This window comes from Vibrio jasicida 090810c, from assembly GCF_002887615.1.
In the GTDB taxonomy this organism is placed as follows: domain Bacteria; phylum Pseudomonadota; class Gammaproteobacteria; order Enterobacterales; family Vibrionaceae; genus Vibrio; species Vibrio jasicida.
The window spans coordinates 1,468,875-1,494,328 of sequence record NZ_CP025792.1 but is presented as its reverse complement, the minus strand read 5'-3'; the positions used below and the strand labels follow the sequence as shown (position 1 = coordinate 1,494,328).

The window sequence follows — 25,454 nt, the reverse complement described above, 5'->3', positions numbered from 1 at the left end:
AGCGACTGTTAGAAGAAGCTCTTAAACAACAATACGATGTAGTCCCACATACGGCTAAATAGGCTGCCTTGGTCTACAGTTTCTAATGCCATTAGTGGGTACTCAGCAATATCTTCACCATCAATTTGATAGTATAGCTTACCAACTACATCACCTTTATTAATTGGGGCTTCTAGCTCTTTTTCAAGTACAAAGCTTGCCTTTAGATTCTTTGCTTCACCACGAGGTAGCGTTACGTAAGTATCTTGGTCAAGACCCAGAGCAACCGTATCTTTGTTACCCATCCATACTTTTTCTTCTACAAACGTTTCACCCGCTTTATGTGGCGCAACGGTTTCGAAGAAGCGGAAGCCGTAGCTCAGTAGCTTTTTGCTTTCTGATTTACGAGCGTTTGCATCTTTGGTACCCATTACCACTGCAACTAGGCGCATTTGACCTTCAGTTGCCGAACTTACTAGGCTGTAGCCCGCGTTGCTAGTATGGCCAGTCTTGATGCCATCAACGTTCATGCTCTTATCCCACAATAGGCCGTTACGGTTGTACTGTGTGATGCCGTTGTAAGTGAATTTTTTATCTGAGTAGATACGGTACTCATCAGGAACGTCACGGATCAATGCTTTACCAAGCAGTGCCATGTCATAAGGTGTTGAGTATAGATTTGGGTTATCTAGGCCGTGCACGTTAGCAAAATGCGTGTTGCTCATGCCAATTGTGTTTGCCCATGCGTTCATTAGGTCTACGAATGCATCTTCAGAGCCTGCAATGTGTTCAGCCATTGCGACACAAGCGTCGTTACCTGATTGAATGATGATACCGCGGTTTAGGTCTTTCACCTTAACTGTGGTGCCAACTTCAATGAACATTTTTGAAGAATCAGGGAAGTTTTTCGCCCATGCGTTCTTACTGATGGTTACATCATCGTCTTCTGAAATATTACCACGCGCTAGCTCTTGGCCAATTACGTAGCTGGTCATCATTTTTGTCAGACTAGCAGGAGACAACTTTGTGTTCATCTCTTTCTCAGCCAGAACTTTACCTGAGTTGTAATCCATCAAAACGTAGCCTTTCGCTGCGATTTGAGGTGCGTCTGGGACAACAACTGGTGAAGCAAAAGCAGATTGAGCGATGGTTGCAGTTAGCGCAACCGAAGAAACGAGAATAGATTTCACAAACTTATTTTTATTCATGGTAATTCAAATTTTTTGGTTAACTGTCGACATCTTAACAGAATCCCTGCTTATGTAAGAAGGGCTCTGCATAGAAATTCATGACACCAAGGTCATTTGTCAGTTTTGTGTTTTTTAATAAATGCGGACGAATAGCCGAGCAACTTTACTTTATCCAGTGTTGCTTGCGTCAGGGAATAGTCAGTAAATGGCCCTAGCAACAAGCGGTGAGTTTCTTTCGTGCTCTCCAAGAAAGTTTCTGTATCCAGCTTTTGACCAAGCTCTTGGCCTAAAGTTCGCGCTCGATCTTCATATTTTGAAGAAGCAACTTGAATCACGTATTTTGGGTGCGCAGCTAAAGACTTTTCATCGGTTGGCTTATCAATGGTGATGACTTCAATTTGTACGTTCGCTGTGCCTGTTTTCACGACGTCGAGCTTATGAGCGGCGGCGTAGCTTAAGTCAATAATACGGCCGTCATGAAATGGGCCACGGTCGTTAACTCGTACAACGGTTGATTTACCATTGTCGGTATTGGTGACTTTAACGTAGCTCGGTAATGGCAGCGTTTTGTGTGCGGCTGTCATAGAGTACATATCGTAAATTTCACCGTTGGACGTTAGGTGACCTTGGAATTTTTTTCCGTACCAAGAGGCACGGCCTTTTTCCGTAAAACCTTTTGCGTTACGAACGATTTTGTAGTCGGAACCTCGTAGATTGTAATCGCTGTTACCACCTAAGCTGTATGGTTCATATTTAGGATGCGCATCCTCAATGTGCTCGACCGATAGAGGTTTATCTGGTGCTACATCGGATTCAAGTTCATAACGGCCTTCTTGTGTTTTTTGGTCGGTAGAAGAACAGCCCGCTAAAATAACAGCAGAAAAAACTAAGGAATATAAAGCGCGTTTTTGCATGGTCTAGGTCGCCTTAGAGAATGCTTTTCGGTGCGTGTGGATCGACATCAAAATGCCAAAACCAGCCATCAGTGTCACCATGGAAGTGCCACCATAACTGATCAACGGTAAAGGTACGCCTACTACGGGTAGGATGCCACTTACCATGCCGATATTTACAAAAATATACACGAAGAAGCTGAGTACAATACTGCCTGCCATCATTCGGCCAAACGCAGTTTGTGCTTGGCTTGCGAGGTAGAGACCTCGTCCAATAATAAAGAGATAGATGGTCAACAGGCAAAGGAAGCCAATCATACCCCATTCTTCAGCAATTACTGCAAAGATAAAGTCAGTGTGACGTTCAGGAAGAAATTCTAACTGTGATTGAGTGCCTTGCAACCAACCTTTGCCGGAAATACCACCAGAACCAATCGCAATTTTACTTTGGATGATGTGATAACCTGCACCGAGAGGGTCTGATTCAGGGTTGAACAGAGTACGAACGCGCACTTTTTGATACTCACGCATCAAGAAGAACCACAAAACGGGAATGAAACCACCAAGCGCCAGTGCGGCACCAGCAATGATTTTCCAACTGATACCCGCAAGGAAGATAACAAAGATGCCTGATGCAGCGATCAGAATCGAGGTCCCTAAGTCAGGTTGCTTTGCGATGAGAATGGTTGGCAAGCAAACCATGATCAACGCAACGATGAGGGTTTTGAACGTCGGGGGAAGTGGTTGACGACCGATATAGCGCGCGACCATCAAGGGTACGGCGAGCTTGAGAAGCTCAGAAGGTTGGAATCGAACAAAGCCAAGATTTAGCCAGCGCTGTGCGCCTTTGGAAGCTTCACCAAAGAAGAGCACGCCAAAGAGCAGTATGACACCACCGACAAACATGAGAGGCGCGAGGCTTTCGTAAGTTCTGGGCGAGATCTGTGCTAAGACGATCATCACGACTAATGATAGGGCCATGCGCATGGCTTGGCGGTCCATCATCGCCAAGCTCTGGCCACTGGCGCTGTACATGATGACCAAGCCAAAGGCCATTAGTGCAAAGATGCCGAGTAAAAGCGGCAAGTCGATATGGAAGCGTTCAAACAGGGCTCGGTTCTTACCTGTAGAGGGATCCATTTTCATCACTGCGTTACCTCTTGTTTCTCTTTGGCTTGCTCATCGTCTGGTTCGATTTTTTCTGGCCCAACGATCACTCGGTCGAAGATCTTTCTTGCTACTGGTGCGCCATTACTTGAACCACCACCGGCGTTTTCAAGCACGATTGAAACGACAACTTTAGGATCGTCAAATGGCGCAAAACCGGTAAACAGGGCGTGGTCGCGTAGATGTTCTGCGACTTCGTCTGCGTTGTATTCTTCGTCTTCACCTAGACCGAAGACCTGAGCAGTACCTGATTTACCACCCGTTTGGTAATCCATATTGTAGAAAGAGCGACGAGCCGTCCCTTTCGCACCATGGTTTACCAAGCGCATGCCTTCTTTGGCCATGTTCCAGTATTTATCCGGCACATTTTGAATTGGCGGGTAGGTGACGTATTCAGAGGTCTTTTGTTCTTCAAAATCACCGCCATTATCAATTGTTGCTTTAAGCAAATGTGGCGCGGCTACGGCGCCTTCGTTGACCAATACCGATGTTGCTTTGGCAATTTGCATTGGTGTTGCTGTCCAGTAACCTTGTCCGATACCAACAGGAATCGTATCGCCTTTGTACCAAGGGGTTTTATGGCGAGCCATTTTCCATTCACGCGTTGGCATGTTTGCTTTACTTTCTTCGTAAATATCGATGCCGGTATAGTCACCAAAACCAAACATCATCATCCAATTCGAGATACGGTCGATGCCCATGTCATAAGCGACTTGATAGAAGAAAGTATCAACGGATTCTTCTATCGACTTGATGATATCTACGCGGCCATGGCCCCAACGCAGCCAGTCACGGAATGGGCGAGTATCGGAGTTTGGAATGCGCCAATAGCCAGGGTCATTACGCGTGGTTTTTGGTGTTACCACACCCTCTTCCAAAGCTGCAACTGCCATAAATGGCTTGATGGTGGAAGCTGGGGGGTAAATACCTAGCGTAGTTCGGTTTACAAGTGGACGATTCTTATTGTTCAAGAGGGCTCGGTAAGCTTTGCCTGAGATACCATGAACAAACGAGTTTGGATCGTAGCTTGGGCTTGAAACCATCGCGAGCACGCCATTGTCTTTAGGATCCAAAACCACCGCACTACCACGACGCCCATCTAATAATTGGTGAACGTATAGTTGTAAGTTAATGTCGAGGTTTAACACGATGTCTTGACCCGGAATCGGCGGGACGTACTTTAAGGTACGAATTACTCGGCCACGGCTGTTGACTTCGACTTCTTGGTAACCCGCGGTACCGTGCAATAAATCTTCGTAGTATTTTTCAATACCTAGTTTGCCGATATCACGAGTGGCTTGGTAGTTCGCGTCTTTTTCTTCACGAACTAGGCGTTGCATGTCACGATCGTTGATGCGTGATACGTAGCCAATAACGTGGGTCAGTACTTCACTAAATGGGTAGTAACGCTTCAATGTTGCGCTGATTTCAACACCCGGAAAGCGGTATTGGTTTACTGAGAAAACAGCAACTTGGTTTTCATCTAACTGAGTCAGTAGTGGTACGGATTTAAAGCGACGTGTACGTTTACGTTCACGCTGGAAACGTTCAATTTGCTCTGGCGTGATTTCAAGAATGGTTTGTAGCTCTTCGATGGTGCCGTCAATGTCTTTGATTTTTTCTGGAGTAAGCTCCAAGTTGAAGACAGGGCGGTTTTCAGCGAGCAAAATACCGTTGCGGTCGTAAATAAGACCACGGTTTGGTGCGATTGGAACGACTTTGATGCGGTTGTCGTTAGAGCGAGTTTGGTAATCTTGGAACTGGTTAACCTGTATGTTGTACATGTTAGCAACCAGCAACCCCATCAAAATGACGATACCCAAAAAAGCAAAAATAGCGCGACTGGAAAACAGGCGCGCTTCAGCTTGGTAGTCTCGGATTTGACTGCGGCGTTTACGAATCATTAACGCTTGTCTCTACGGCTAAGCAGCGATTATTCGCGGTGATAAGGGTGGTTAGCAGTAATGCTCCACGCTCGGTATAAACTCTCCGCCATGACAATACGCACAAGTGGGTGCGGTAAGGTCAATGCAGACAAAGACCAACTTTGATCAGCGGCGGCTTTACATGCAGGAGAAAGCCCTTCTGGGCCACCAATTAAAATCGAAACGTCGCGAGCATCTAATTTCCAAGCTTCTAGCTGTTCTGCCAGTTGTGGGGTATCCCACTTTTTGCCCGGGATATCCAATGTCACGATGCGGTTGCCTTTTGGGACCGCTGCCAACATAGCTTCGCCTTCTTTTTGAAGAATACGTGCAATGTCGGCATTTTTGCCACGTTTCCCTGCTGGGATCTCAACCAACTCAAGTGGCATATCATGAGGGAAGCGACGACGGTATTCTTGGAATCCCTCTTCGACCCATTTGGGCATTTTAGTGCCTACAGCAATTAGTTGAATTTTCAAAAAATTAACCCCAAAGCTTTTCTAGCTGGTACAGGTTACGGTGTTCATCTTGCATGACATGAAGCATGGCATCGCCCATATCGAGAACAACCCATTCACCTTCTTTCTCGCCTTCCATACCTAGTGGTTCTAGACCAGCTTTCTTCACTTCAGATGCGACGTGATCAGCAATAGATGAAACGTGACGTTTAGAGGTGCCAGTACAAATGATCATGTAATCTGTCACGCTAGATTTGTCTTCTACATTCAGAATTACAATATCTTCTGCTTTCATGTCGTCAGCTTTATCAGCTAAAAAGTCTTTAAGTTCTTCGCGAAGCACTCGGTTTTCCTCGGTTTTCTTTTCAATCTGTGGGTGTTTTGAATCATATTAATCAAAACTGGTCGCGCACTATATCACGCTTTGAATTCTAAATTGCCAGCTTAATATCAGGTGAACAGGTTTCTAAGCTCAACTGGTGAATCGTTGGCCACACAGATTCTTCATATTGGGTTTTCGCTTTTATCTCGGCGTGAGCCAAAAGAGATAAAAGCGCACAAATGCGACTTGTTGACAGGCGTGTCAAAGCTGCGTTGTAAAATGGGCGTTTGTTTTGCCACACACGATGCTTTTCAAATACCTGGATCATACCCATTTGGGTTAAGTCGCGGTGCATGTTCAGCAGTTGATTAAACTCTTTCTGTACACTGCGGATCAGAATGATGGTTTCGACGCCTTCCGCTTCTAATTGACGCAGTATACGTTGTGCACGATTGGCTTTACCCGCTAACAGAGCGTCGATCCAGTGGAAGGTCGTAAAGTGGTTATGGCGACTTAAGGCTGCTTCCAATCGCACCACAGTTAACTCACCATCTGGGTAGATTAGAGCAAGTTTCTCTAAGCTTTGTGAGAGCGCAAACAAATTACCTTCATGCCATTGTGCCAACACTTGCAGTGATTGTTGGTCCGCCTTTAGACCAAGGGCACGGCAGCGAGTTTGCACAAACATGGGTAAGCGTTGTAAATCGGGTGTTAAGCAACTCACCCAATCACCCTTTGCACTCAGGGCTTTAAACCATTTTGCGTTTTCTTGTGCTTTGGTAAGTTTGCTGCCAATGACGACTAACATGATATCGTCATGCAGCATTTCGCATAGGCTGACTAGCTCTTTACTAATGGCTGCGTTTGCGCCGGCTTCTGGTAACTCTAATTCAATTAACTGACGGCTTGAAAACAAACTCAATGCTTGGAAGCAGTCGTAAACTTGGTTCCAATCTAGACTCGCATCCACGGCAAAGCGATGTCTTTCTTCAAAACCGTGCTGGCGCGCGGTGTGCTGAATCGCTTGTCGGCTTTCTTGAATCAATAAGGGTTCATTACCGAAAATTAGATAAACCTGCTTTACGTGTTTTGCTAAATGGTCGGCCAGCTTATCGGCATAAATTCGCATTTTGATTAAGAGTCAGTTTTGTTGTCGTTAGTGTTTGTCGCATCAGGAGTAATATGGCCTTGTTCGTACTCTGCACGAACTCGACCTAGCTGACGCATCATTTGGCTTGCGGCTTGCTGACGCATTTCATCTTCGATAACGTCGCGCTCTACTGACTTAGCTAGGGCAGTGAGTGGGTTATCAAGATAGTTACGGTTTACTGTTGTTGTGAAGGCTTTTGAACCGAACTCAGGAATTGTAACGCGGTATTGCACTACATAGGTCAGCTCTTTTTCTGCAGCACGACTGTTTTGATACAGCGACAGCGTACGTTCGTCAATGGTTGCTTCAATTAGGTGTAGGTTTGGTGTGTTAGCAGAAGGCTGTACCAAGTCCACTTTATTCAGTTCAAGTTGAGCTCGTACATATCGAGTCAAAGGACTGTATTCATCATAGCTAGTGAATGACATGGTGTGCAGTTCTTCCGGAACGGAATACTCGCCACGAAGGTGAAAACCACAGGCAGAAAGAAGCCCCGCTAATACCAATACCACTGGTAGTTTAATCAAAGAGAAAAAGCGCATTGATTGTATTCATCCTAAATTTAAGGGGTTATTTACCTTAAACCACTCATCGTGAATGGTTTGAGGTAAATAAACAGGGTGATGACTCACCCTGTTAGAAAACTCATGCCGAACGAATCAGTTCGCTCGGCGTTGAGTTCTTGCAAGCTGCATTTCGTTGGTAACGAGCGGCTAGTTTGCAACGATGTTCAATAGTTTACCTGGTACGTAAATCACTTTACGGATAGTTAGACCATCTAGGAACTTCTTCGCGTTCTCGTCGTTTAGACCAAGCTCACGAACTTGCTCTTCTGAAGCGTCAGCAGCAACAGTTAGCTTCGCACGTAGTTTACCGTTGATCATCACAACGATAGTTTTCTCGTCTTCAACCAGAGCTTTCTCATCAAACGTTGGCCATGCCGCGTTGTCGATGTCTGCCTCACCTAGCGCTGCCCATAGTTCGTATGAGATGTGCGGAGTGATTGGGTAAAGCATTGCAACCACAGCTTTAAGTGCTTCATCAAGGATTGCACGGTCTTGTACAGATTCTTGAGGCGCTTTCGCAAGCTTGTTCATCAGTTCCATGATCGCTGCGATTGCTGTGTTGAATGTTTGACGACGAGCGATATCGTCAGTCACTTTTGCGATAGTCTTATGAACATCGCGACGCAGAGCTTTTTGGTCACCAGAAAGTGCCGCTGCATCAACTGACTCTGCTGCACCTTTTGAAGCGTGAGCGTGAACCAGTTTCCAAACACGTTTCAGGAAGCGGTTAGCACCTTCTACGCCAGACTCTTGCCATTCAAGGGTCATGTCTGCTGGTGAAGCAAACATCATGAATAGACGTACCGTGTCAGCACCGTACTTGTCTACCATTTCTTGAGGGTCGATACCGTTGTTTTTCGACTTAGACATTTTGATCATGCCTGAGTGCGTTACATCACGGCCTTCATTGTCTTTCGCCGAAGTGATACGACCTTTACCGTCACGTTCAACAGCAACATCTGTTGGGGCAACCCACTCTTTACCGCCTTTTTCGTTCTCGAAGTAGAACGCGTCAGCCAGTACCATGCCTTGACACAGCAGTTGCTTGAACGGTTCGTCAGACGTTACGTAGCCTGCGTCACGTAGCAGTTTGTGGAAGAAGCGAGAGTACAGTAGGTGCATACAAGCGTGCTCGATACCACCGATGTACTGGTCTACCGGTAGCCAGTAGTTTGCTTTTTCTGGATCTAGGATGTCGTCAGCTTGTGGTGAACAGTAACGTGCGTAGTACCAAGAAGACTCCATGAACGTATCGAACGTATCTGTCTCACGTAGAGCAGGTTCGCCGTTGAATGTTGTCTTCGCCCATTCTTTGTCTGCTTTGATTGGGCTTGTTACGCCGTCCATTACCACGTCTTCTGGAAGAATAACGGGTAGTTGGTCAGCGGGTACTGGGTGAACTTCGCCGTCTTCAGTGGTTACCATAGGGATTGGTGCACCCCAGTAACGTTGACGAGATACCCCCCAGTCACGTAGACGGAAGTTAACTGTCTTAGTGCCTTTGCCTTCTGCTTCTAGCTTCGCTGCGATTGCATCGAACGCCGCTTGGAATTCAAGGCCGTCGAATTCACCTGAATCGAACAGTACACCTTTCTCTGTGTATGCCGCTTCAGATACGTCTAGTTCGCTGCCATCAACCGGTTTGATGACAGGAACGATGTCTAGGCCGTATTTCGTTGCAAATTCGTAGTCACGTTGGTCGTGTGCAGGAACCGCCATTACTGCGCCAGTGCCGTAGTCCATCAGTACGAAGTTTGCTACGTAAACTGGCACTTCACGACCGTTCAATGGGTGAATAGCAGTAAGGCCAGTAGCCATACCTTTTTTCTCCATTGTCGCAAGCTCAGCTTCTGCTACTTTGGTGTTTTTACATTCTTCGATGAATGACGCTAGCTCTGGGTTGTTCTGAGCTGCGATAGCCGCAAGAGGGTGACCTGCTGCGATACCAACGTAAGTCACACCCATTAGCGTGTCTGGACGCGTGGTGTAAACTTCTAAATCTTGTTGACCGTTAACTTCAAACTTGAGTTCCACGCCTTCAGAACGACCGATCCAGTTACGCTGCATGGTCTTAACCATTTCTGGCCAACCTTCAAGTTTGTCTAGGTCGTCTAGTAGCTCTTGAGCGTATTCAGTGATCTTAATAAACCACTGTGGAATTTCTTTTTGTTCTACCGGAGTATCACAACGCCAGCAACAGCCGTCTTCAACCTGTTCGTTTGCAAGAACAGTTTGATCGTTTGGACACCAGTTAACAGAAGAGGTCTTCTTGTAAACCAGACCTTTCTCGTAAAGCTTAGTGAAGAACTCTTGTTCCCAACGGTAGTACTCTGGCGTACAGGTTGCGAATTCACGATTCCAGTCGTAACCAAAGCCAAGAAGCTTAAGTTGGTTCTTCATGTATTCAATGTTTTCGTAAGTCCAAGGCGCCGGTGCAGTGTTGTTTTTTACTGCCGCGTTTTCCGCAGGTAGACCGAATGCATCCCAACCGATTGGTTGCATTACGTTTTTGCCTTGTAGGCGTTGGAAACGAGATACTACGTCACCGATGGTGTAGTTGCGCACGTGACCCATGTGCAGTCGACCACTTGGGTATGGGAACATGGATAGACAGTAGAATTTTTCTTTGTTTGGGTCTTCACTTACAACAAAGGTCTTGTTGTCATCCCAGTGCTTTTGAACTTTTTGTTCAAGGTCTTGTGGATTGTATTGTTCTTGCATCGATGGTATCCGGTTATCTTGGAATTTGTGAGTTCGGTTAGAACAGACTTAAATAGATCGTCATAGAATACCTAAAGCTAGGGATCACAACAATAGCCAATCTGTACCCATGCGCCTAGAAGTGACGCTTGGTAGTGGAAAGATGGAGGTCAGTTATGCCTAAACGTAAAGCAGGTTATGAGGAAATGCTCGAGGATGTGATGGAAACCTTGAAGCACAGTCCGGATGAAGTTAACAAAGTATTCGAGACGTCGGGCAAAGTCGTGGATGCCGCTAACGACATGACCAAAGATGAGCTCTCACTAATTTCAGCTTACGTAAAAGCCGATTTAAAAGAGTTCTCTGACAGCTATGAGGAAGGAAAAAGCGGGCCTTTTTATCTCACCATTGCCGATTCAATCTGGCAAGGTTTACTGGATATTACCGATAAAACTAAAGTTGAGTGGGTTGAGTTGTTCGATGATTTAGAGCATCAAGGCTTGTATGAAGCGGGCGAAGTCATCGGGCTCGGGACATTGGTCTGTGATGAATGTGGTCATAAAACCACTTACAACCATCCAACGGTCATAATTCCATGCATCAAGTGTAATCATACTGGTTTTAGTCGCCAATCTCTCAAGCCATAACATGCAGTCAAAAAATACAACGCAATAAAAAAGAGGCTACCAGAGCCTCTTTTTTTGATGTTATTTGCGTTTTCTTGGTAGCCACCAAGCCAATATAAGGCTCAGTGCTGCCCAGATATATAATGGCCAAGTACCAAAGGTGCGATAAGGTGTTTGTCCGTCTGTCGGAACCAACTCTGCGCGCAATACCGCTGTCTCAAACTGAGGGATTTGCTCGATGATCTTACCTTTATGATCAGTAACAGCTGTCAAACCATTATTGGTTGAACGAATCAGCGGTTTTCCAAGCTCCAATGCACGCATGCGTGCGATTTCCATATGTTGTAGTGGACCAATGGAGTGACCGAACCAAGCATCATTTGATAGCGTTAGTATGAAGTCAGTATCGTCTGTGACGTTCTGACGAACTTGTTCGCTAAAGATGATCTCGTAGCACAAAGCCGGGTCCATATGTTTACCATTCGCCACAATGTTTGGTTGTACGAAATCGCCACGGCTGAACGATGACATTGGTAAGTTGAAGAAGGGCGCTAATGGACGTAACACCTCTTCAAATGGAACAAATTCACCAAATGGAAGTAAGTGATGCTTGTGATAGCGTTTGTCTAAATCAAAGCTGTAATCGCCGTATGGATTCACACCCAGCGAGAGAATGCTGTTGTAGAACTGGCCGTCTTCTCCTTGGTTAACCACGCCGGTGATGATCGCGCTGTTATTCATTTTCGCCGCAGCATCGATGTTTCTCAAGAACGACGGGACTTCGATTTCAAATGCCGGAATCGCAGCCTCAGGCCAAACGATGATGTCGGCATCCCAGTTTTCACGCGTTAAGTCGGCATACTTCATGATGGTTGGCCAGCGCTGGCTTGGTAGCCATTTTAGGTTCTGATCAACATTACCTTGGATTAAGGCGACTTTGGTTGTGTCTTCCGGACGAGGTGTCACCCAGTCGTATTGGCTGATGCCAAAACCTGCGCTGAGCAAAACCACAGGGATAATGACCATCAGCCACTGCTTATGCACCCAAGCGTAAGCCAGAGAACCAGCACTCATTAGTATGAATAAGGTCAGGAGTTCAACACCACCAATAGGTGCGAAGCTGGCCAATGGGCCATCAATTTGGCTGTAACCCAGCCACAACCATGGAAAGCCGGTCATAACCCAACCGCGTAGCCAATCAGTGACTAACCACAGAGCAGGAGCGGCTAATAATGCTTTAGTGAGGGTAAGTTGTGGGAAGAACTTATTGCTGAGCCAAGCGAATAGGCCGGTGTAAATCGATAAGTAAGCAATCAGCAAACCCATCAGGAATAAATTTGCAATGAGCGGCATCCCACCGAAGCCAGCGATGCTGACATAAACCCAACTAACGCCGGTGGAGAATTGGCCGAGTCCCCACGCATAACCGATCCAAAGTGCACGCTTAGGTGATTGGTTTGCAAGGAGAATAAGAAGGATAGCAGGGCTGAGTATGGCAATAGGCCATAACTGGTAAGGGGCAAATGCTAGGGTAGTGGAAGCGCCAACAAAAGCGGCCACTAAGGGCCGCTTTAGGCGATGAAAGAGTACATTCATCATTATATTTTTCTGATATTCCCGTTGTTAGGGTATCGCGTTACTCTTGAGTGGCTTCAACCAGCGTTTCTTCGTCTGGAATCGTCACTTGGAGTTGAATGACACGACGGTTATCGGCAGCGGTGACTTTGAAGTTATAGCCTTCAATTTCGACCAACTCACCACGAGATGGTAAGTGACCAAAGGCAGTCATTACCATACCACCTACAGTATCCACTTCTTCATCGCTGAAGTCGGTACCGAATGTCTCATTAAACTCTTCAATGGTTGTCAGAGCTCTGACAGCAAAGGTATGCTTGCTTAGCTTACGGATATCGGTTTCTTCTTCGTCATCGAACTCATCTTCAATATCCCCTACGATTTCTTCAAGGATATCTTCGATTGTTACTAGACCAGAAACGCCACCGAATTCGTCGACAACAATCGCCATGTGATAACGTTCTTCACGGAATTCTTTTAGCAGGCGGTCGACACGTTTACTTTCCGGTACAACCACTGCTTGTCGAATTACTTCTTCGATATCAAATGGGTTACTGCCTGAGCCCAAGTATTTGAGTAAGTCCTTCGCTAATAGAATGCCTTCTACATGGTCTTTATCTTCGCTGATCACAGGGTAGCGAGAGTGTTGAGCATCAGTAATTAGAGCGATCAAAGTATCAAGATCGTCTGTGCGCTCAACCGTAACCATTTGCGAACGCGGGATCATGATGTCACGCACGCGCATTTCAGAGATTTCCATCACACCTTCAAGCATGTCGCGGGTGTCGTGGTCAATCAGGTCGTTGATTTCTGAGTCGCGGATAACATCCACAAGCTCTTGGCGGTCTTTTGGTTCGCCTTGAAATAGTTGACCTAGACGTTCAAAGAAGGACTTTCTACTCGGACCTTCTGCCTTTTCTTTCTTGCCTTCATTAGAAGAGGGAGAATTATCTTCGTTCATTGTTTCTCAATTAAGTAACGCTATCAGATGTGTGATAGCTCACATAGAAAAGCGATCACGAGGTCGCACCTAGGTGGTTCGCTTTTCCCTGTCGAGCAACCAAAGTTACTCTTTTTCAGCAATGTACGGGTCTTCGTAACCCATGCCTTGCATGATTTCTGTCTCGAGGGATTCCATCTCTTCAGCTTCATCCTCCTCGATATGATCATAACCTAGCAGATGCAAGCTGCCATGTACAACCATATGCGCCCAATGTGCTAGTAGAGGCTTGTTCTGCTCAATTGCCTCTTTTTCAACTACTTGGCGACAGATTATCAAATCGCCTAGGAGATCCATTTCCATACCAGGTGGTACTTCGAATGGGAAAGACAGCACATTAGTCGGCTTATCTTTACCACGGTATTCGTGGTTTAGCTCGTGACTTTCTTGCTCGTCGACAATACGAATCGTCAGTTCCGCTTGAGGCTGAAATAGAGGAATAGTCTTATCTAGCCACAATTGGAAATCTTGCTCAGAAGGTAAACCTTCTTCATTTTCGACTGCCAGTTGCAAATCAAGTTCAATTGCCATGTTTATTCCTTACTCGCCGCGACTTGTGAACTCAGCTCTGCTTTTGCTGCTTCTAGCAATTTAGCATCACGTTCTTCGCGTCGGCGTTTTTCAAACTCTTTGCGCTCTTTTTGGTCTTGCGCTTCCCACTTCTCATAAGCATTAACAATACGAGCAACCACTGGGTGGCGCACGACATCGTCTGCTTGGAAGAAGTTAAAGCTGATGTCATCAACTTCACTCAGTACTTCAATTGCGTGGCGAAGACCTGATTTTGCACCGCGTGGTAAGTCAATCTGGGTAACGTCACCAGTCACAACGGCACGAGAGTTGAAGCCGATACGGGTCAGGAACATCTTCATTTGCTCAACCGTGGTGTTTTGACTCTCATCAAGAATGATGAAAGCGTCGTTCAAAGTACGACCACGCATGTAAGCAAGAGGCGCAACCTCTATCACGTTACGTTCAATCAGCTTTTCTACGCGCTCAAAACCCAGCATTTCAAATAGGGCATCGTAGAGAGGACGTAGGTATGGGTCGACTTTCTGGCTCAAATCACCAGGTAGGAAGCCCAGTTTCTCACCTGCTTCAACCGCAGGGCGAGTTAATAGAATACGACGGATCTCTTGACGCTCTAGTGCGTCAACGGCTGCTGCAACCGCGAGATAGGTTTTACCTGTACCTGCAGGACCGATACCGAAAGTGATATCGTGCGTCACCATGTTCATCAAGTATTGGCCTTGATTCGGTGTACGCGGCTTGATCACGCCTTTTTTGGTTTTTACGAAGACTTCTTTGCCGTGCTCGAACGTTGATTCTGTCGTCTGTTCCAGTACACCTGATTCTTTGATTGCCAGATGGATCTGTTCTGGCTCAATGTCAGGTGTTTCACCACGAACGGGTGCTGTTTCTACGTATAGGGTTTTGAGAATATCCAGCGCAGCTGCCGCGGTATGAGGTTTACCCACGATGGTGAAAAGATCGCTACGGTGGTTGATTTCAACGCCTAAACGACGTTCTAAATGCTTGATGTTGTCATCGAATGGACCGCACAGGCTTGCAAGTCGGCGGTTGTCTGAAGGTTCTAGATTGATTTCTAGCGTTACGATTTTATTGCTCAATGTTGCCTCTCATTTTATGCCACTTAACGAGAGCCTGACAACGACCAGGCTCTCAATGGCTATTTGTACGAGCTTATGGCGTAAAAGTAGCTACACCTAGCTCATCTTCGCGACGTGTTTTCGCCATCATTTGCATTGGTGAAATCACACTACGAAGGTCCATGTCTTTTTCTGTACGTACTAGCTCACCACGTAGTGAGTTAGCAAATACGTCCGTAATCTTCACGTCAACGAACTGACCGATTAGGTCTGCGCTACCTTCAAAGTTTACTACACGGTTGTTTTCTGTACGAGCACGTAGCTCCATTAGGTTCTTTTTAGAAGGACCTTCAACCAGAACGCGTTGCTCAGTGTCTAGCATTAGACGAGAGTAGCGCATTGCTTGTGTGTTTACGGTTTGTTGTAGCTCGTATAGACGCTCTTTCTTCACTTGCTCTGATAGATCACAAGGGTAATCTGCCGCTGGTGTCCCTGGGCGTGGAGAGAAGATAAAGCTGAAGCTCATGTCAAAGTCTACGTCTTTGATTAGCTTCATTGTGTCTTGGAAATCTTTGTCTGTTTCACCAGGGAAACCAACGATAAAGTCTGAACTGATTTGGATATCAGGACGTGCTTTACGTAGCTTACGGATGATCGACTTGTATTCGATGCCAGTGTGAGGACGTTTCATCATAGTCAGCACTCGGTCACTACCACTTTGTACTGGTAGGTGAAGGAAACTTACTAGTTCAGGTGTGTCTTCGTATACTGCGATGATGTCATCAGTAAACTCTAATGGATGGCTTGTTGTAAAGCGGATACGATCAATACCATCGATAGACGCAACCAAACGAAGCAGTTCTGCGAATGAACAGATCTCACCGTCGTGCATAGGACCACGGTACGCGTTTACGTTTTGGCCCAGTAGGTTCACTTCGCGGACGCCTTGTTCTGCTAGTTGTGCGATTTCGAACAGTACGTCATCCATTGGGCGACTTACTTCTTCACCGCGAGTGTACGGTACTACACAGTAAGTACAGTACTTAGAACAACCTTCCATGATAGAAACGAACGCTGTCGCACCTTCAGCACGAGGCTCTGGTAGACGGTCGAACTTTTCGATCTCTGGGAATGAAATGTCCATGACTGGTGCTTCATCCGATTGAGATTGCTTAATCATCTCAGGAAGACGGTGAAGGGTTTGTGGACCAAAAATTACGTCAACGTATGGAGCACGTTGACGAATGTGATCGCCTTCTTGAGTTGCTACACAACCACCAACGCCGATAACCACGCCAGGTTTTTTATCTTTTAGTGTTTTCCAACGACCAAGCTGGTGGAAAACTTTCTCTTGCGCCTTTTCACGGATCGAACAGGTGTTAAGTAGAAGTACGTCTGCTTCCTCTGGCTCCTCGGTCAGCTCATAGCCGTTTGCAGCATTAAGCAGGTCGGCCATTTTTGATGAATCGTATTCGTTCATCTGGCAGCCCCAGGTTTTAATTAGCAGTTTCTTACTCATCTCACTTTCGCTCGTTCAGTTGTACTTAAATCGGAGAGCTATTGCTCAAATTATAGCCGCCATCTCGGCGGTAAGCGGCGTATTGTACTGCTTTAAAAAGCACCTGACTAGTGATCTGACGAATTCTCTGCAAACCCTGATGAAATCTAGATTTTTACCCCATACGAAGCAAGGTTTTGTATTAAAGAATTTTGTAAAAATAGCCGTGGAACGTACAATTAAAAAACGCCAAATAATCAATACGATGAAGAGCAAAAAATGAACAAGTATGATATCGCCGTAATCGGTGGCGGCATGGTCGGTGCAGCGATGGCTGTCGGGTTTGCTAAGCAGGGCAGAAGTGTTGTGGTTGTGGAAGGTGCTGAACCTAAGGCTTTTGAAGCTTCTCAAGCCTTGGATATTCGTGTTTCAGCAATCTCACACCAATCAGTAAAGTTACTTGATTCATTAGATGCGTGGTCAGCAATTGAGAGCATGCGAGTGTGTCCTTATCGTCGTTTGGAAACGTGGGAACATCCAGAGTGCCGTACTCGTTTTCACTCTGATGAACTGTCACTAGAGCAGCTAGGCTATATCGTTGAAAACCGACTAATCCAACTTGGTCTTTGGCAAGCTTTCGCACAGTACGACAACTTAACGGTGATGTGCCCAGAGCGATTGAAAGACATCGAATTTGCCGAGGTAAACCGTGTAACGTTAGAAAGTGGCGAGCAGTTTGAGGCTAGTTGGGTGATTGGTGCCGATGGCGCGAACTCGAAAGTTCGGCAATTGGCGGGTATTGGCGTAACCGCGTGGGATTACCGTCAACACTGCATGCTGATCAACGTGAAAACCGAACTTCCTCAACAAGACATCACTTGGCAGCAATTTACTCCGTCAGGTCCACGTTCGTTCTTGCCGCTATGCTCATTAACTGAAGATGGTAAAGAAGTGGGGCAGGGTTCGCTGGTTTGGTATGACTCACCAAAACGTATTAAGCAATTGTGTGCGATGACGAACCCCCAGCTAAAAGAAGAGATCTTACGTCACTTCCCAGCTGAATTGGGCGATATCAACGTTTTACAGTTTGGTTCATTCCCACTGACTCGTCGTCATGCTCAAAGTTATTCAAACAAGAATTGCGTGTTAGTGGGCGACTCTGCCCATACAATTAACCCACTTGCTGGGCAAGGCGTGAATCTTGGCTTCAAGGATGTTGATGTCCTGCTTTCAGTGACGGATCAGCAAGAGCAACTTAATGATTCATTACTCGCCAAGTATGAGCGCGCTCGTCGACCAGATAACTTGCTAATGCAAACTGGCATGGATGTGTTCTACAAAGGCTTTAGTAATGATTTAGGGCCACTGAAGTTCGCTCGTAATGCGGCGTTAAAGTTAGCGGAAAACTCAGGGCCGATTAAAGCTCAAGTATTGAAGTACGCATTGGGTATGTAAGTCTGGATACCCAATGCGTCAGGTAGAAAAGCAATAGATAGAAAAAAAGCGAGCCATGAGCTCGCTTTTTTAATTCGATAAATCAGAGATCTACCGAGTCCAGAATCGGAAAAAAGAAAAAACCCAGCAAATTAATGCTGGGTTTTTCAATCATGGTGCGGTCGGAGAGACTTGAACTCTCACACCTTGCGGCGCCAGAACCTAAATCTGGTGCGTCTACCAATTCCGCCACGACCGCATCGTGTTTTTTTAGTTACTAAGGTAATTGGTATAACCTTAACAACGTTTTGTAATGGCAGGGCTACCTGGATTCGAACCAGGGAATGGCGGCATCAAAAGCCGCTGCCTTACCGCTTGGCGATAGCCCTACAGGTCTTAGTCTTTCAGCTAAGTGCTTCCCAATTAAGGAAAGTATGGTGCGGTCGGAGAGACTTGAACTCTCACACCTTGCGGCGCCAGAACCTAAATCTGGTGCGTCTACCAATTCCGCCACGACCGCATCGTGTTTTTTTAGTTACTAAGGTAATTGGTATAACCTTAACAACGTTTTGTAATGGCAGGGCTACCTGGATTCGAACCAGGGAATGGCGGCATCAAAAGCCGCTGCCTTACCGCTTGGCGATAGCCCTACAGGTCTTAGTCTTTCAGCTAAGTGCTTCCCAATCAAGGAAAGTATGGTGCGGTCGGAGAGACTTGAACTCTCACACCTTGCGGCGCCAGAACCTAAATCTGGTGCGTCTACCAATTCCGCCACGACCGCGCTTTAACGCTTCTGATCAATAGTCGTAAGTATAAACTATTTATCGGAATAAATGGTGGCTACGACGGGATTCGAACCTGTGACCCCATCATTATGAGTGATGTGCTCTAACCAGCTGAGCTACGTAGCCAACAATATGTTTTAACAACATATGTATTCTTTTAATTAAGATGGTGCGGTCGGAGAGACTTGAACTCTCACACCTTGCGGCGCCAGAACCTAAATCTGGTGCGTCTACCAATTCCGCCACGACCGCATCTTAATTGTTGTTATCGAGAGAATTGGTAAAACCTCAATAACGTCCCTCTAAAGGGAGAATAATGGCAGGTCTACCTGGATTCGAACCAGGGAATGGCGGCATCAAAAGCCGCTGCCTTACCGCTTGGCGATAGACCTACGGGTGATAGTCAAAAGACATATCAAATTAGAAAAGTATGGTGCGGTCGGAGAGACTTGAACTCTCACACCTTGCGGCGCCAGAACCTAAATCTGGTGCGTCTACCAATTCCGCCACGACCGCGACTTTTCTAAATCATCTAGGAAATTGGTAAAACCTAGACAATAAAATAAATGGTGGCTACGACGGGATTCGAACCTGTGACCCCATCATTATGAGTGATGTGCTCTAACCAGCTGAGCTACGTAGCCAACAATATGTTTTAACAACATATGTATTCTTTTAATTAAGATGGTGCGGTCGGAGAGACTTGAACTCTCACACCTTGCGGCGCCAGAACCTAAATCTGGTGCGTCTACCAATTCCGCCACGACCGCATCTTAATTGTTGTTATCGAGAGAATTGGTAAAACCTCAATAACGTCCCTTTAAAGGGATAATATGGCAGGGCTACCTGGATTCGAACCAGGGAATGGCGGCATCAAAAGCCGCTGCCTTACCGCTTGGCGATAGCCCTACAACGCTCTAATAAAAGAGACTTTAATAATGGTGCGGTCGGAGAGACTTGAACTCTCACACCTTGCGGCGCCAGAACCTAAATCTGGTGCGTCTACCAATTCCGCCACGACCGCATAACTACTGAGTAAACTCAATAATTAAAATAGTGGCAGGTCTACCTGGATTCGAACCAGGGAATGGCGGCATCAAAAGCCGCTGCCTTACCGCTTGGCGATAGACCTGCAGGCAATAAATATATGGTGCGGTCGGAGAGACTTGAACTCTCACACCTTGCGGCGCCAGAACCTAAATCTGGTGCGTCTACCAATTCCGCCACGACCGCATATATTTATTTAAGTAGTTTCAAGATGGTGCGGTCGGAGAGACTTGAACTCTCACACCTTGCGGCGCCAGAACCTAAATCTGGTGCGTCTACCAATTCCGCCACGACCGCATCTTGAAATCTATTAACCATTAGTTAATTGGTAAAAACTAATCGTTATAATTTTTCTTTCATTAAGAAAGAATGGTGGCTACGACGGGATTCGAACCTGTGACCCCATCATTATGAGTGATGTGCTCTAACCAGCTGAGCTACGTAGCCATCTTTTTGAGCGAGACAATATAAACCTTCACGCTCTAAGTGACAACCCTTTTTCTTAAAGGAATCCCACTTTGGAATAATGGCAGGTCTACCTGGATTCGAACCAGGGAATGGCGGCATCAAAAGCCGCTGCCTTACCGCTTGGCGATAGACCTGCAGGCAGTAGTATTTCTACCACTTAATACATGGTGCGGTCGGAGAGACTTGAACTCTCACACCTTACGGCGCCAGAACCTAAATCTGGTGCGTCTACCAATTCCGCCACGACCGCATCTATTCCTAACAATTCTAATAAAAGAACGTTTAGGAATGGTGGCTACGACGGGATTCGAACCTGTGACCCCATCATTATGAGTGATGTGCTCTAACCAGCTGAGCTACGTAGCCAATACCATGTTTTCCGTTCTCGTCGCTAAGTTGCCTTGTTGTCGGGAACGGCGCGCATTATGCGAAGTTGAGTGAGATCCGTCAACAGTTTTTTTCAATAAATCCCGCAAAATCCATCGTTCGCTTCCTTTTTAAACAAAGAGGCGTGTTTATGATCTAAAACTGGAAATAAATTGGCTTGGAGCGAGGGAGTTTATTTTGTGTTGTTTATGAAAGGTATAAAAAAAGCCAGCATGCTAGCTGGCTTTTTTTGTAAATGAAGTGTTTAAAATTCATTCACTTAGTTATACGTTGAAGCGGAAGTGTACAACATCACCATCTTTAACGATGTATTCTTTACCTTCTAGACGCCATTTACCCGCGTCTTTCGCACCGCTTTCACCGTTGAATTGGATGAAATCATCGTAGCCGACAACTTCTGCACGGATGAAGCCTTTTTCAAAGTCAGTGTGGATTTTACCAGCTGCTTTAGGTGCGCTTGCACCAACAGGGATTGTCCAAGCACGAACTTCTTTCACGCCGGCGGTGAAGTAAGTGTGTAGGTTAAGCAGTTCGTAACCTGCACGAATTACACGGTTTAGACCAGGTTCTTCGATGCCGAGATCTGCAAGGAACTCTTCACGCTCGTCGTCTTCTAGCTCAGCCATTTCTGATTCGATAGCCGCACATACTGGAACAACTACGTTGTTTTCTTTTTCTGCGTACTCACGTACAGCGTCTAGGTATGCGTTATCTTCAAAACCGTCTTCGTTCACGTTAGCGATGTACATAGTCGGTTTTAGCGTCAGGAAGTTTAGGTAACCTACTGCTGCTAGCTCTTCTTTAGAAAGCTCAACGGTACGTGCCATGCCGCCTTCTGTCAGAACTGGAAGTAGCTTCTCTAGCACAGTCAGTTCGAATTTCGCGTCTTTATCGCCGCCTTTTGCTTTTTTAGCGTTACGCTGAATCGCGCGCTCACAAGCATCAAGGTCAGCCATTGCTAGCTCAAGGTTGATAACTTCAATATCTTCGATTGGAGATACTTTACCAGCAACGTGAACGATGTTGTCGTTTTCAAAACAACGTACAACGTGACCAATCGCGTCAGTTTCACGGATGTTCGCTAGGAATTTGTTACCTAGCCCTTCACCGCGTGATGCACCAGCAACGAGACCAGCGATGTCTACGAATTCCATTGTAGTAGGCAGAACTTTCTGTGGGTTAACGATCTTCGCTAGTGCGTCTAGACGTAGATCTGGCACAGGAACCACACCAGTGTTTGGTTCAATGGTACAGAACGGGAAGTTTGCTGCTTCAATACCCGCTTTAGTTAGTGCGTTAAACAGAGTTGATTTACCAACGTTAGGTAGACCAACGATGCCACATTTAAAACCCATGATAGTAACCTTATTCAGCTTTGAACGTGTGGAGGCGATTTTGCGCTTTTGATAGGCCATCCTTTATTAGGATGTCTAGACAACGAACCGACTCGTCGGCTGCGGCGTCTAGTAGCTCTTGCTCTTTCGCTGGAGCTTTGCCTAGTACAAAACCTGCCACTTTATCTTTGTGTCCCGGATGGCCGATGCCGATACGAAGACGATAAAAATCTTTGTTATTGCCCATTTTGCTAATCGTATCACGTAGGCCATTGTGACCTCCGTGACCACCACCTTTCTTAAACTTAGCGACACCTGGAGGTAAGTCTAGCTCGTCATGAGCAACCATGATCTCTTCTGGTTTAATTTGATAAAACTTCGCTAATGCCGCGATCGCTTTACCAGAAAGATTCATAAACGTGGTGGGGATGAGCAAACGGAGATCCTGGCCATTGACCATAATGCGTCCGGTTAGGCCAAAGAACTTTGGTTCGTTCTTCAGGGTAACGTTGTGAACGCGAGCTAATTCTTCTACAACCCAAGCGCCCGCATTGTGGCGAGTTTTGGCGTATTCTGGTCCCGGATTAGCAAGACCAACAAGAAGTTTGATTGGTTGAGTCAAGGTTAGGATCTCTCTGGAATCTCAAAAAGCGCAGTATGATAGCACAGAATTCTCACAGTGGGCGACCAAGGGATTTTCTGCCTATCGATACAAATAAAAAAACACCCCAAAGAGGGGTGCTTTTAAAATCAGTCTAACTGAAATGTTCGTATTAGTTGAACATTGCAGAGATTGACTCTTCGTTGCTGATACGACGAATCGCTTCAGCTAGCATGCGAGATAGGCTTAGTGTGGTCACTTTGCCAGTTGCAGCCATCTCTTTAGATAGAGAGATAGAGTCAGTTACGATAACTTGGTCAAGAACAGAGTTCTTGATGTTGTCTGCAGCGTTGCCAGAGAAAACAGCGTGAGTTGCGTAAGCGAATACACGCTTAGCACCGCGCTCTTTTAGCGCTTCAGCTGCTTTACATAGTGTGCCACCTGTATCGATCATGTCATCAACGATCACACAGTCACGACCTTCAACGTCACCGATTAGGTTCATTACTTCAGAAACGTTTGCACGTGGACGACGCTTGTCAACGATAGCGATGTCGATGTCGCCTAGTGCTTTCGCTGTTGCACGAGCACGAACTACGCCACCTAGGTCAGGAGAAACCACTACTGGGTTTTCTAGACCACGAGATTGCATATCTTCTAGCAGTACAGGCGTACCGAAGATGTTATCAACAGGTACATCGAAGAAGCCTTGGATTTGCTCAGCGTGTAGGTCGATAGTCAGAACGCGGTCAACACCAACGTTAGATAGGAAATCAGCAACAACTTTTGCAGTAATTGGCACACGAGAAGAACGTACACGACGATCTTGGCGAGCGTAGCCGAAGTAAGGAATAACTGCAGTGATACGGCCTGCTGAAGCACGGCGCATTGCATCAATCATAACAACCAATTCCATTAGGTTGTCGTTAGTCGGTGCACAAGTGGATTGAATGATAAAAACATCGCTACCACGAACATTCTCGTTGATTTGAACTGCAACTTCGCCATCAGAAAAGCGAGAAACAGATGCATCACCTAGAGAGATGTAAAGACGATCAGCAATACGTTGGGCTAGTTCAGGTGTTGCGTTACCAGCAAATAGCTTCATATCAGGCACGGTGGAAACCTCGGGTTTGCGTCCAGTTTTAAATAGGTCGGTGTTGGGCTGATTGGTATTCAGCCAAAGTCTCTTTTAGTGGCGAGATATTGCGCCCTTGAGCGACAAATGCCGAGACATTATCAGAGAGTTGTGCAAGGATAGCTTTTGCTTCCGCTTTGCTTGAAAATTCAGCAAAAACGCAAGATCCTGTCCCCGTCAATCTTGACGGCGCGTATTGTAGCAGCCATGAAAGTTGCTTATCAACCTCTGGGTAGAGCATTCGTACAATTTTTTCGCAATCGTTTACGCTTGGCGTGTTGAAAAGCGTTTCTAAATCGCGTTTTGGCGTGTTTCGAGTCAAATCCGGATGAGTGAATATGTCGGCGGTTGCAATGGAAACATTTGGACGAACGACCAAATACCATTTCTCATCTGGATGAGCTGGCGAAAGTTTCTCGCCAACACCTTCCGCAAACGCTGCAAAGCCGCGAACAAAAACGGGTACATCAGCACCAAGCGCAAGGCCGATTTCGGCTAATTCATCATCACTTAAGTGGGTTTGCCATAGGTAATTAAGCGCAACTAAGGCCGTTGCTGCATTGGATGAACCTCCGCCAATACCACCGCCCATAGGTAAGATCTTATGAAGATCGATATGTGCACCGTATGAGCAATTTGCGTAGCGTTGCAATGCTGTGGCGGCTTTCCAGATCAAGTTGTCTTTTAGAGGAACACCTTCAATTTCAGGTGAAATTGTGATCTCGCCAGAGCCATTCGCTTGGATGCTAAGTTCATCGCCGTGATCGACGAATTGGAATAAGGTTTGTAATTCGTGGTAGCCGTTTTCAGTTCGGCCATTGATATAAAGAAAGAGATTCAATTTCGCTGGTGAAGGCCAGCGGGTTGAAAATTCGATCATTGGGTGATGTTCCATTTTGTGATCACTAAATTAATTTTTACGTCTGCGGTACTTAGCTTGAGTTTGTTCGGTAATGGCAACGCTTGTTCGTGCCAGGCCACATCCCCATACCGTTGGTAGGCAATGTTCCAATCGTTCATACCAATTTGCTTGTCCAGCGCTTGCAAGGTATTGGTCGCTGAGAGTTGGAAGGAGTCTGCATCCGTTGGAAGGCCAAGTAGCCAATCCGGCATGTGATCAACAGGCATCATTAAGCCCGTTAATCGGTAAATCAATTGGTTGGCATTACGCGCAGAAAGTACTTGGTCGTCATAGGTTTCTACAGTCGCACCTTGTGGTGTAATCGTGAGTTTTAATGCGGTTTGACCAAGTAGAGTAGTTAAGCGCAATTGGCTTAAGGTGGAAGAATGTTTCCAGAAAAAATTCAGACTTTGCCTTTGGTCGGGGCCAATGTAGCCAAGCTTGCCCGTGGCTTGAAAGTTATCAATGGTTTCTAGTCGCTGTTCATGTGCTTGCCACTCAACACTGGTGACACTCTCAGGAACAGAACTACAACCTGCAAGTACTATGCTCGATAAGAGCAAGATGAGAAAGGAGCGTAAGGTCATGTTTGATGGCTTATTAATCAGTTTCATCGGTAATCGCTCACAACTATAGCACTGAAAACAGAGACGAAGGAAAACAAATCCTGCTTACCCTTTCAATAAATGCGTGCTTACAG

At 46.1% G+C, this 25,454-nt stretch carries 21 protein-coding genes and 20 tRNA genes; 2 read left to right on the top strand and 39 right to left on the bottom strand.

Annotated features, from left to right (window positions below; translation table 11 throughout):
• Positions 1–8: 8 nt before the first annotated feature.
• From C1S73_RS07045 to leuS, 9 genes are all read right to left on the bottom strand, one after another.
• On the bottom strand, positions 9–1,187 hold the full coding sequence (locus C1S73_RS07045; RefSeq protein WP_038865383.1) for a serine hydrolase: 1,179 nt from the start codon (positions 1,185–1,187) through the stop codon (positions 9–11).
• 92 nt (positions 1,188–1,279) lie between these two features.
• Entirely contained in the window at positions 1,280–2,083 is an 804-nt protein-coding gene (locus C1S73_RS07040; RefSeq protein ID WP_038865382.1) for a septal ring lytic transglycosylase RlpA family protein, read from the bottom strand.
• A gap of 3 nt (positions 2,084–2,086) precedes the next feature.
• Positions 2,087–3,208: a rod shape-determining protein RodA gene (gene rodA, locus C1S73_RS07035; protein WP_038865381.1), complete on the bottom strand. Its 1,122-nt coding sequence runs from the start codon at positions 3,206–3,208 to the stop codon at positions 2,087–2,089.
• The gene (gene mrdA, locus C1S73_RS07030; RefSeq protein WP_039973733.1) at positions 3,208–5,133 is read right to left on the bottom strand and encodes a penicillin-binding protein 2; all 1,926 of its coding nucleotides are present in this window, start codon (positions 5,131–5,133) and stop codon (positions 3,208–3,210) included. Before mrdA ends, rodA begins: the two co-directional genes overlap by 1 nt.
• A 29-nt stretch (positions 5,134–5,162) precedes the next feature.
• Positions 5,163–5,633 (bottom strand): 23S rRNA (pseudouridine(1915)-N(3))-methyltransferase RlmH, encoded by a 471-nt coding sequence (gene rlmH / locus C1S73_RS07025; protein WP_038873801.1) that lies wholly within the window; start codon positions 5,631–5,633, stop codon positions 5,163–5,165.
• 4 nt (positions 5,634–5,637) lie between these two features.
• Positions 5,638–5,955: a ribosome silencing factor gene (gene rsfS, locus C1S73_RS07020; RefSeq protein WP_038873803.1), complete on the bottom strand. Its 318-nt coding sequence runs from the start codon at positions 5,953–5,955 to the stop codon at positions 5,638–5,640.
• A gap of 88 nt (positions 5,956–6,043) precedes the next feature.
• Positions 6,044–7,063, bottom strand: a complete 1,020-nt coding sequence (gene holA, locus C1S73_RS07015) for a DNA polymerase III subunit delta (RefSeq protein WP_038873805.1) — start codon at positions 7,061–7,063, stop codon at positions 6,044–6,046.
• Between the two features lie 5 nt (positions 7,064–7,068).
• Positions 7,069–7,626 carry an LPS-assembly lipoprotein LptE gene (locus tag C1S73_RS07010; RefSeq protein WP_038873808.1) on the bottom strand — a complete coding sequence of 186 codons (558 nt, stop codon included), beginning with the start codon at positions 7,624–7,626 and terminating at the stop codon, positions 7,069–7,071.
• Positions 7,627–7,797: 171 nt separating this feature from the next.
• A complete protein-coding gene (gene leuS, locus C1S73_RS07005) occupies positions 7,798–10,371 on the bottom strand; it encodes a leucine--tRNA ligase (protein WP_038873810.1) in 2,574 nt (857 codons plus the stop codon).
• Positions 10,372–10,526: 155 nt separating this feature from the next.
• On the opposite strand from leuS, the gene C1S73_RS07000 reads away from it, so the two are divergent.
• Complete coding sequence (locus C1S73_RS07000; RefSeq protein WP_038873812.1) at positions 10,527–10,997, top strand: zinc ribbon-containing protein; 471 nt, start codon at positions 10,527–10,529, stop codon at positions 10,995–10,997.
• A gap of 60 nt (positions 10,998–11,057) precedes the next feature.
• Here C1S73_RS07000 and lnt read toward each other — a convergent pair whose 3' ends face one another.
• The 5 genes from lnt to miaB form a co-directional block, all read right to left on the bottom strand.
• Complete coding sequence (gene lnt, locus C1S73_RS06995; RefSeq protein WP_038873814.1) at positions 11,058–12,575, bottom strand: apolipoprotein N-acyltransferase; 1,518 nt, start codon at positions 12,573–12,575, stop codon at positions 11,058–11,060.
• 37 nt (positions 12,576–12,612) lie between these two features.
• A complete protein-coding gene (gene corC, locus C1S73_RS06990) occupies positions 12,613–13,512 on the bottom strand; it encodes a CNNM family magnesium/cobalt transport protein CorC (RefSeq protein WP_038873816.1) in 900 nt (299 codons plus the stop codon).
• Positions 13,513–13,617: 105 nt separating this feature from the next.
• Positions 13,618–14,082: an rRNA maturation RNase YbeY gene (gene ybeY, locus C1S73_RS06985; protein WP_038873817.1), complete on the bottom strand. Its 465-nt coding sequence runs from the start codon at positions 14,080–14,082 to the stop codon at positions 13,618–13,620.
• 2 nt (positions 14,083–14,084) lie between these two features.
• Complete coding sequence (locus C1S73_RS06980) at positions 14,085–15,182, bottom strand: PhoH family protein (RefSeq protein ID WP_038873820.1); 1,098 nt, start codon at positions 15,180–15,182, stop codon at positions 14,085–14,087.
• Positions 15,183–15,255: 73 nt separating this feature from the next.
• Positions 15,256–16,680: a tRNA (N6-isopentenyl adenosine(37)-C2)-methylthiotransferase MiaB gene (gene miaB / locus C1S73_RS06975; RefSeq protein ID WP_038873822.1), complete on the bottom strand. Its 1,425-nt coding sequence runs from the start codon at positions 16,678–16,680 to the stop codon at positions 15,256–15,258.
• Positions 16,681–16,938: 258 nt separating this feature from the next.
• Here miaB and C1S73_RS06965 point away from each other — a divergent pair, with 258 nt between their 5' ends.
• Positions 16,939–18,114, top strand: a complete 1,176-nt coding sequence (locus C1S73_RS06965; protein WP_038873825.1) for a 2-octaprenyl-3-methyl-6-methoxy-1,4-benzoquinol hydroxylase — start codon at positions 16,939–16,941, stop codon at positions 18,112–18,114.
• A 153-nt stretch (positions 18,115–18,267) separates the two neighbouring features.
• Here C1S73_RS06965 and C1S73_RS06960 read toward each other — a convergent pair.
• The 25 genes from C1S73_RS06960 to lolB all read right to left on the bottom strand — a co-directional run bounded on the left by C1S73_RS06960 (position 18,268) and on the right by lolB (position 25,368).
• Positions 18,268–18,352, bottom strand: a tRNA-Leu gene (locus tag C1S73_RS06960).
• Between the two features lie 55 nt (positions 18,353–18,407).
• A tRNA-Gln gene (locus tag C1S73_RS06955) sits at positions 18,408–18,482 on the bottom strand.
• A 46-nt stretch (positions 18,483–18,528) separates the two neighbouring features.
• A tRNA-Leu gene (locus C1S73_RS06950) sits at positions 18,529–18,613 on the bottom strand.
• A 55-nt stretch (positions 18,614–18,668) separates the two neighbouring features.
• Positions 18,669–18,743, bottom strand: a tRNA-Gln gene (locus tag C1S73_RS06945).
• Positions 18,744–18,789: 46 nt separating this feature from the next.
• Positions 18,790–18,874, bottom strand: a tRNA-Leu gene (locus C1S73_RS06940).
• A gap of 53 nt (positions 18,875–18,927) precedes the next feature.
• A tRNA-Met gene (locus C1S73_RS06935) sits at positions 18,928–19,004 on the bottom strand.
• 41 nt (positions 19,005–19,045) lie between these two features.
• Positions 19,046–19,130, bottom strand: a tRNA-Leu gene (locus tag C1S73_RS06930).
• A 65-nt stretch (positions 19,131–19,195) separates the two neighbouring features.
• Positions 19,196–19,270 (bottom strand) — tRNA-Gln (locus tag C1S73_RS06925).
• A gap of 39 nt (positions 19,271–19,309) precedes the next feature.
• Positions 19,310–19,394: transfer RNA gene (locus tag C1S73_RS06920), tRNA-Leu, on the bottom strand.
• 51 nt (positions 19,395–19,445) lie between these two features.
• Positions 19,446–19,522, bottom strand: a tRNA-Met gene (locus C1S73_RS06915).
• 41 nt (positions 19,523–19,563) lie between these two features.
• Positions 19,564–19,648 (bottom strand) — tRNA-Leu (locus C1S73_RS06910).
• A 64-nt stretch (positions 19,649–19,712) separates the two neighbouring features.
• A tRNA-Gln gene (locus C1S73_RS06905) sits at positions 19,713–19,787 on the bottom strand.
• Positions 19,788–19,817: 30 nt separating this feature from the next.
• Positions 19,818–19,902 (bottom strand) — tRNA-Leu (locus C1S73_RS06900).
• A 33-nt stretch (positions 19,903–19,935) separates the two neighbouring features.
• Positions 19,936–20,010, bottom strand: a tRNA-Gln gene (locus C1S73_RS06895).
• Positions 20,011–20,026: 16 nt separating this feature from the next.
• Positions 20,027–20,111: transfer RNA gene (locus C1S73_RS06890), tRNA-Leu, on the bottom strand.
• A 26-nt stretch (positions 20,112–20,137) separates the two neighbouring features.
• Positions 20,138–20,222: transfer RNA gene (locus C1S73_RS06885), tRNA-Leu, on the bottom strand.
• Positions 20,223–20,295: 73 nt separating this feature from the next.
• Positions 20,296–20,372 (bottom strand) — tRNA-Met (locus tag C1S73_RS06880).
• 80 nt (positions 20,373–20,452) lie between these two features.
• Positions 20,453–20,527: transfer RNA gene (locus C1S73_RS06875), tRNA-Gln, on the bottom strand.
• 31 nt (positions 20,528–20,558) lie between these two features.
• A tRNA-Leu gene (locus tag C1S73_RS06870) sits at positions 20,559–20,643 on the bottom strand.
• A 39-nt stretch (positions 20,644–20,682) separates the two neighbouring features.
• Positions 20,683–20,759: transfer RNA gene (locus tag C1S73_RS06865), tRNA-Met, on the bottom strand.
• Between the two features lie 284 nt (positions 20,760–21,043).
• The gene (gene ychF / locus C1S73_RS06855) at positions 21,044–22,135 is read right to left on the bottom strand and encodes a redox-regulated ATPase YchF (RefSeq protein ID WP_038872793.1); all 1,092 of its coding nucleotides are present in this window, start codon (positions 22,133–22,135) and stop codon (positions 21,044–21,046) included.
• A gap of 10 nt (positions 22,136–22,145) precedes the next feature.
• Complete coding sequence (gene pth / locus C1S73_RS06850) at positions 22,146–22,736, bottom strand: aminoacyl-tRNA hydrolase (RefSeq protein WP_038872796.1); 591 nt, start codon at positions 22,734–22,736, stop codon at positions 22,146–22,148.
• A gap of 151 nt (positions 22,737–22,887) precedes the next feature.
• Positions 22,888–23,832, bottom strand: coding sequence for a ribose-phosphate pyrophosphokinase (locus C1S73_RS06845; RefSeq protein ID WP_010446481.1), 945 nt, complete (start codon positions 23,830–23,832; stop codon positions 22,888–22,890).
• A 28-nt stretch (positions 23,833–23,860) separates the two neighbouring features.
• Entirely contained in the window at positions 23,861–24,733 is an 873-nt protein-coding gene (gene ispE / locus C1S73_RS06840; RefSeq protein WP_038872798.1) for a 4-(cytidine 5'-diphospho)-2-C-methyl-D-erythritol kinase, read from the bottom strand.
• A complete protein-coding gene (gene lolB / locus C1S73_RS06835) occupies positions 24,730–25,368 on the bottom strand; it encodes a lipoprotein insertase outer membrane protein LolB (protein WP_080774326.1) in 639 nt (212 codons plus the stop codon). Before lolB ends, ispE begins: the two co-directional genes overlap by 4 nt.
• Positions 25,369–25,454: the final 86 nt, after the last annotated feature.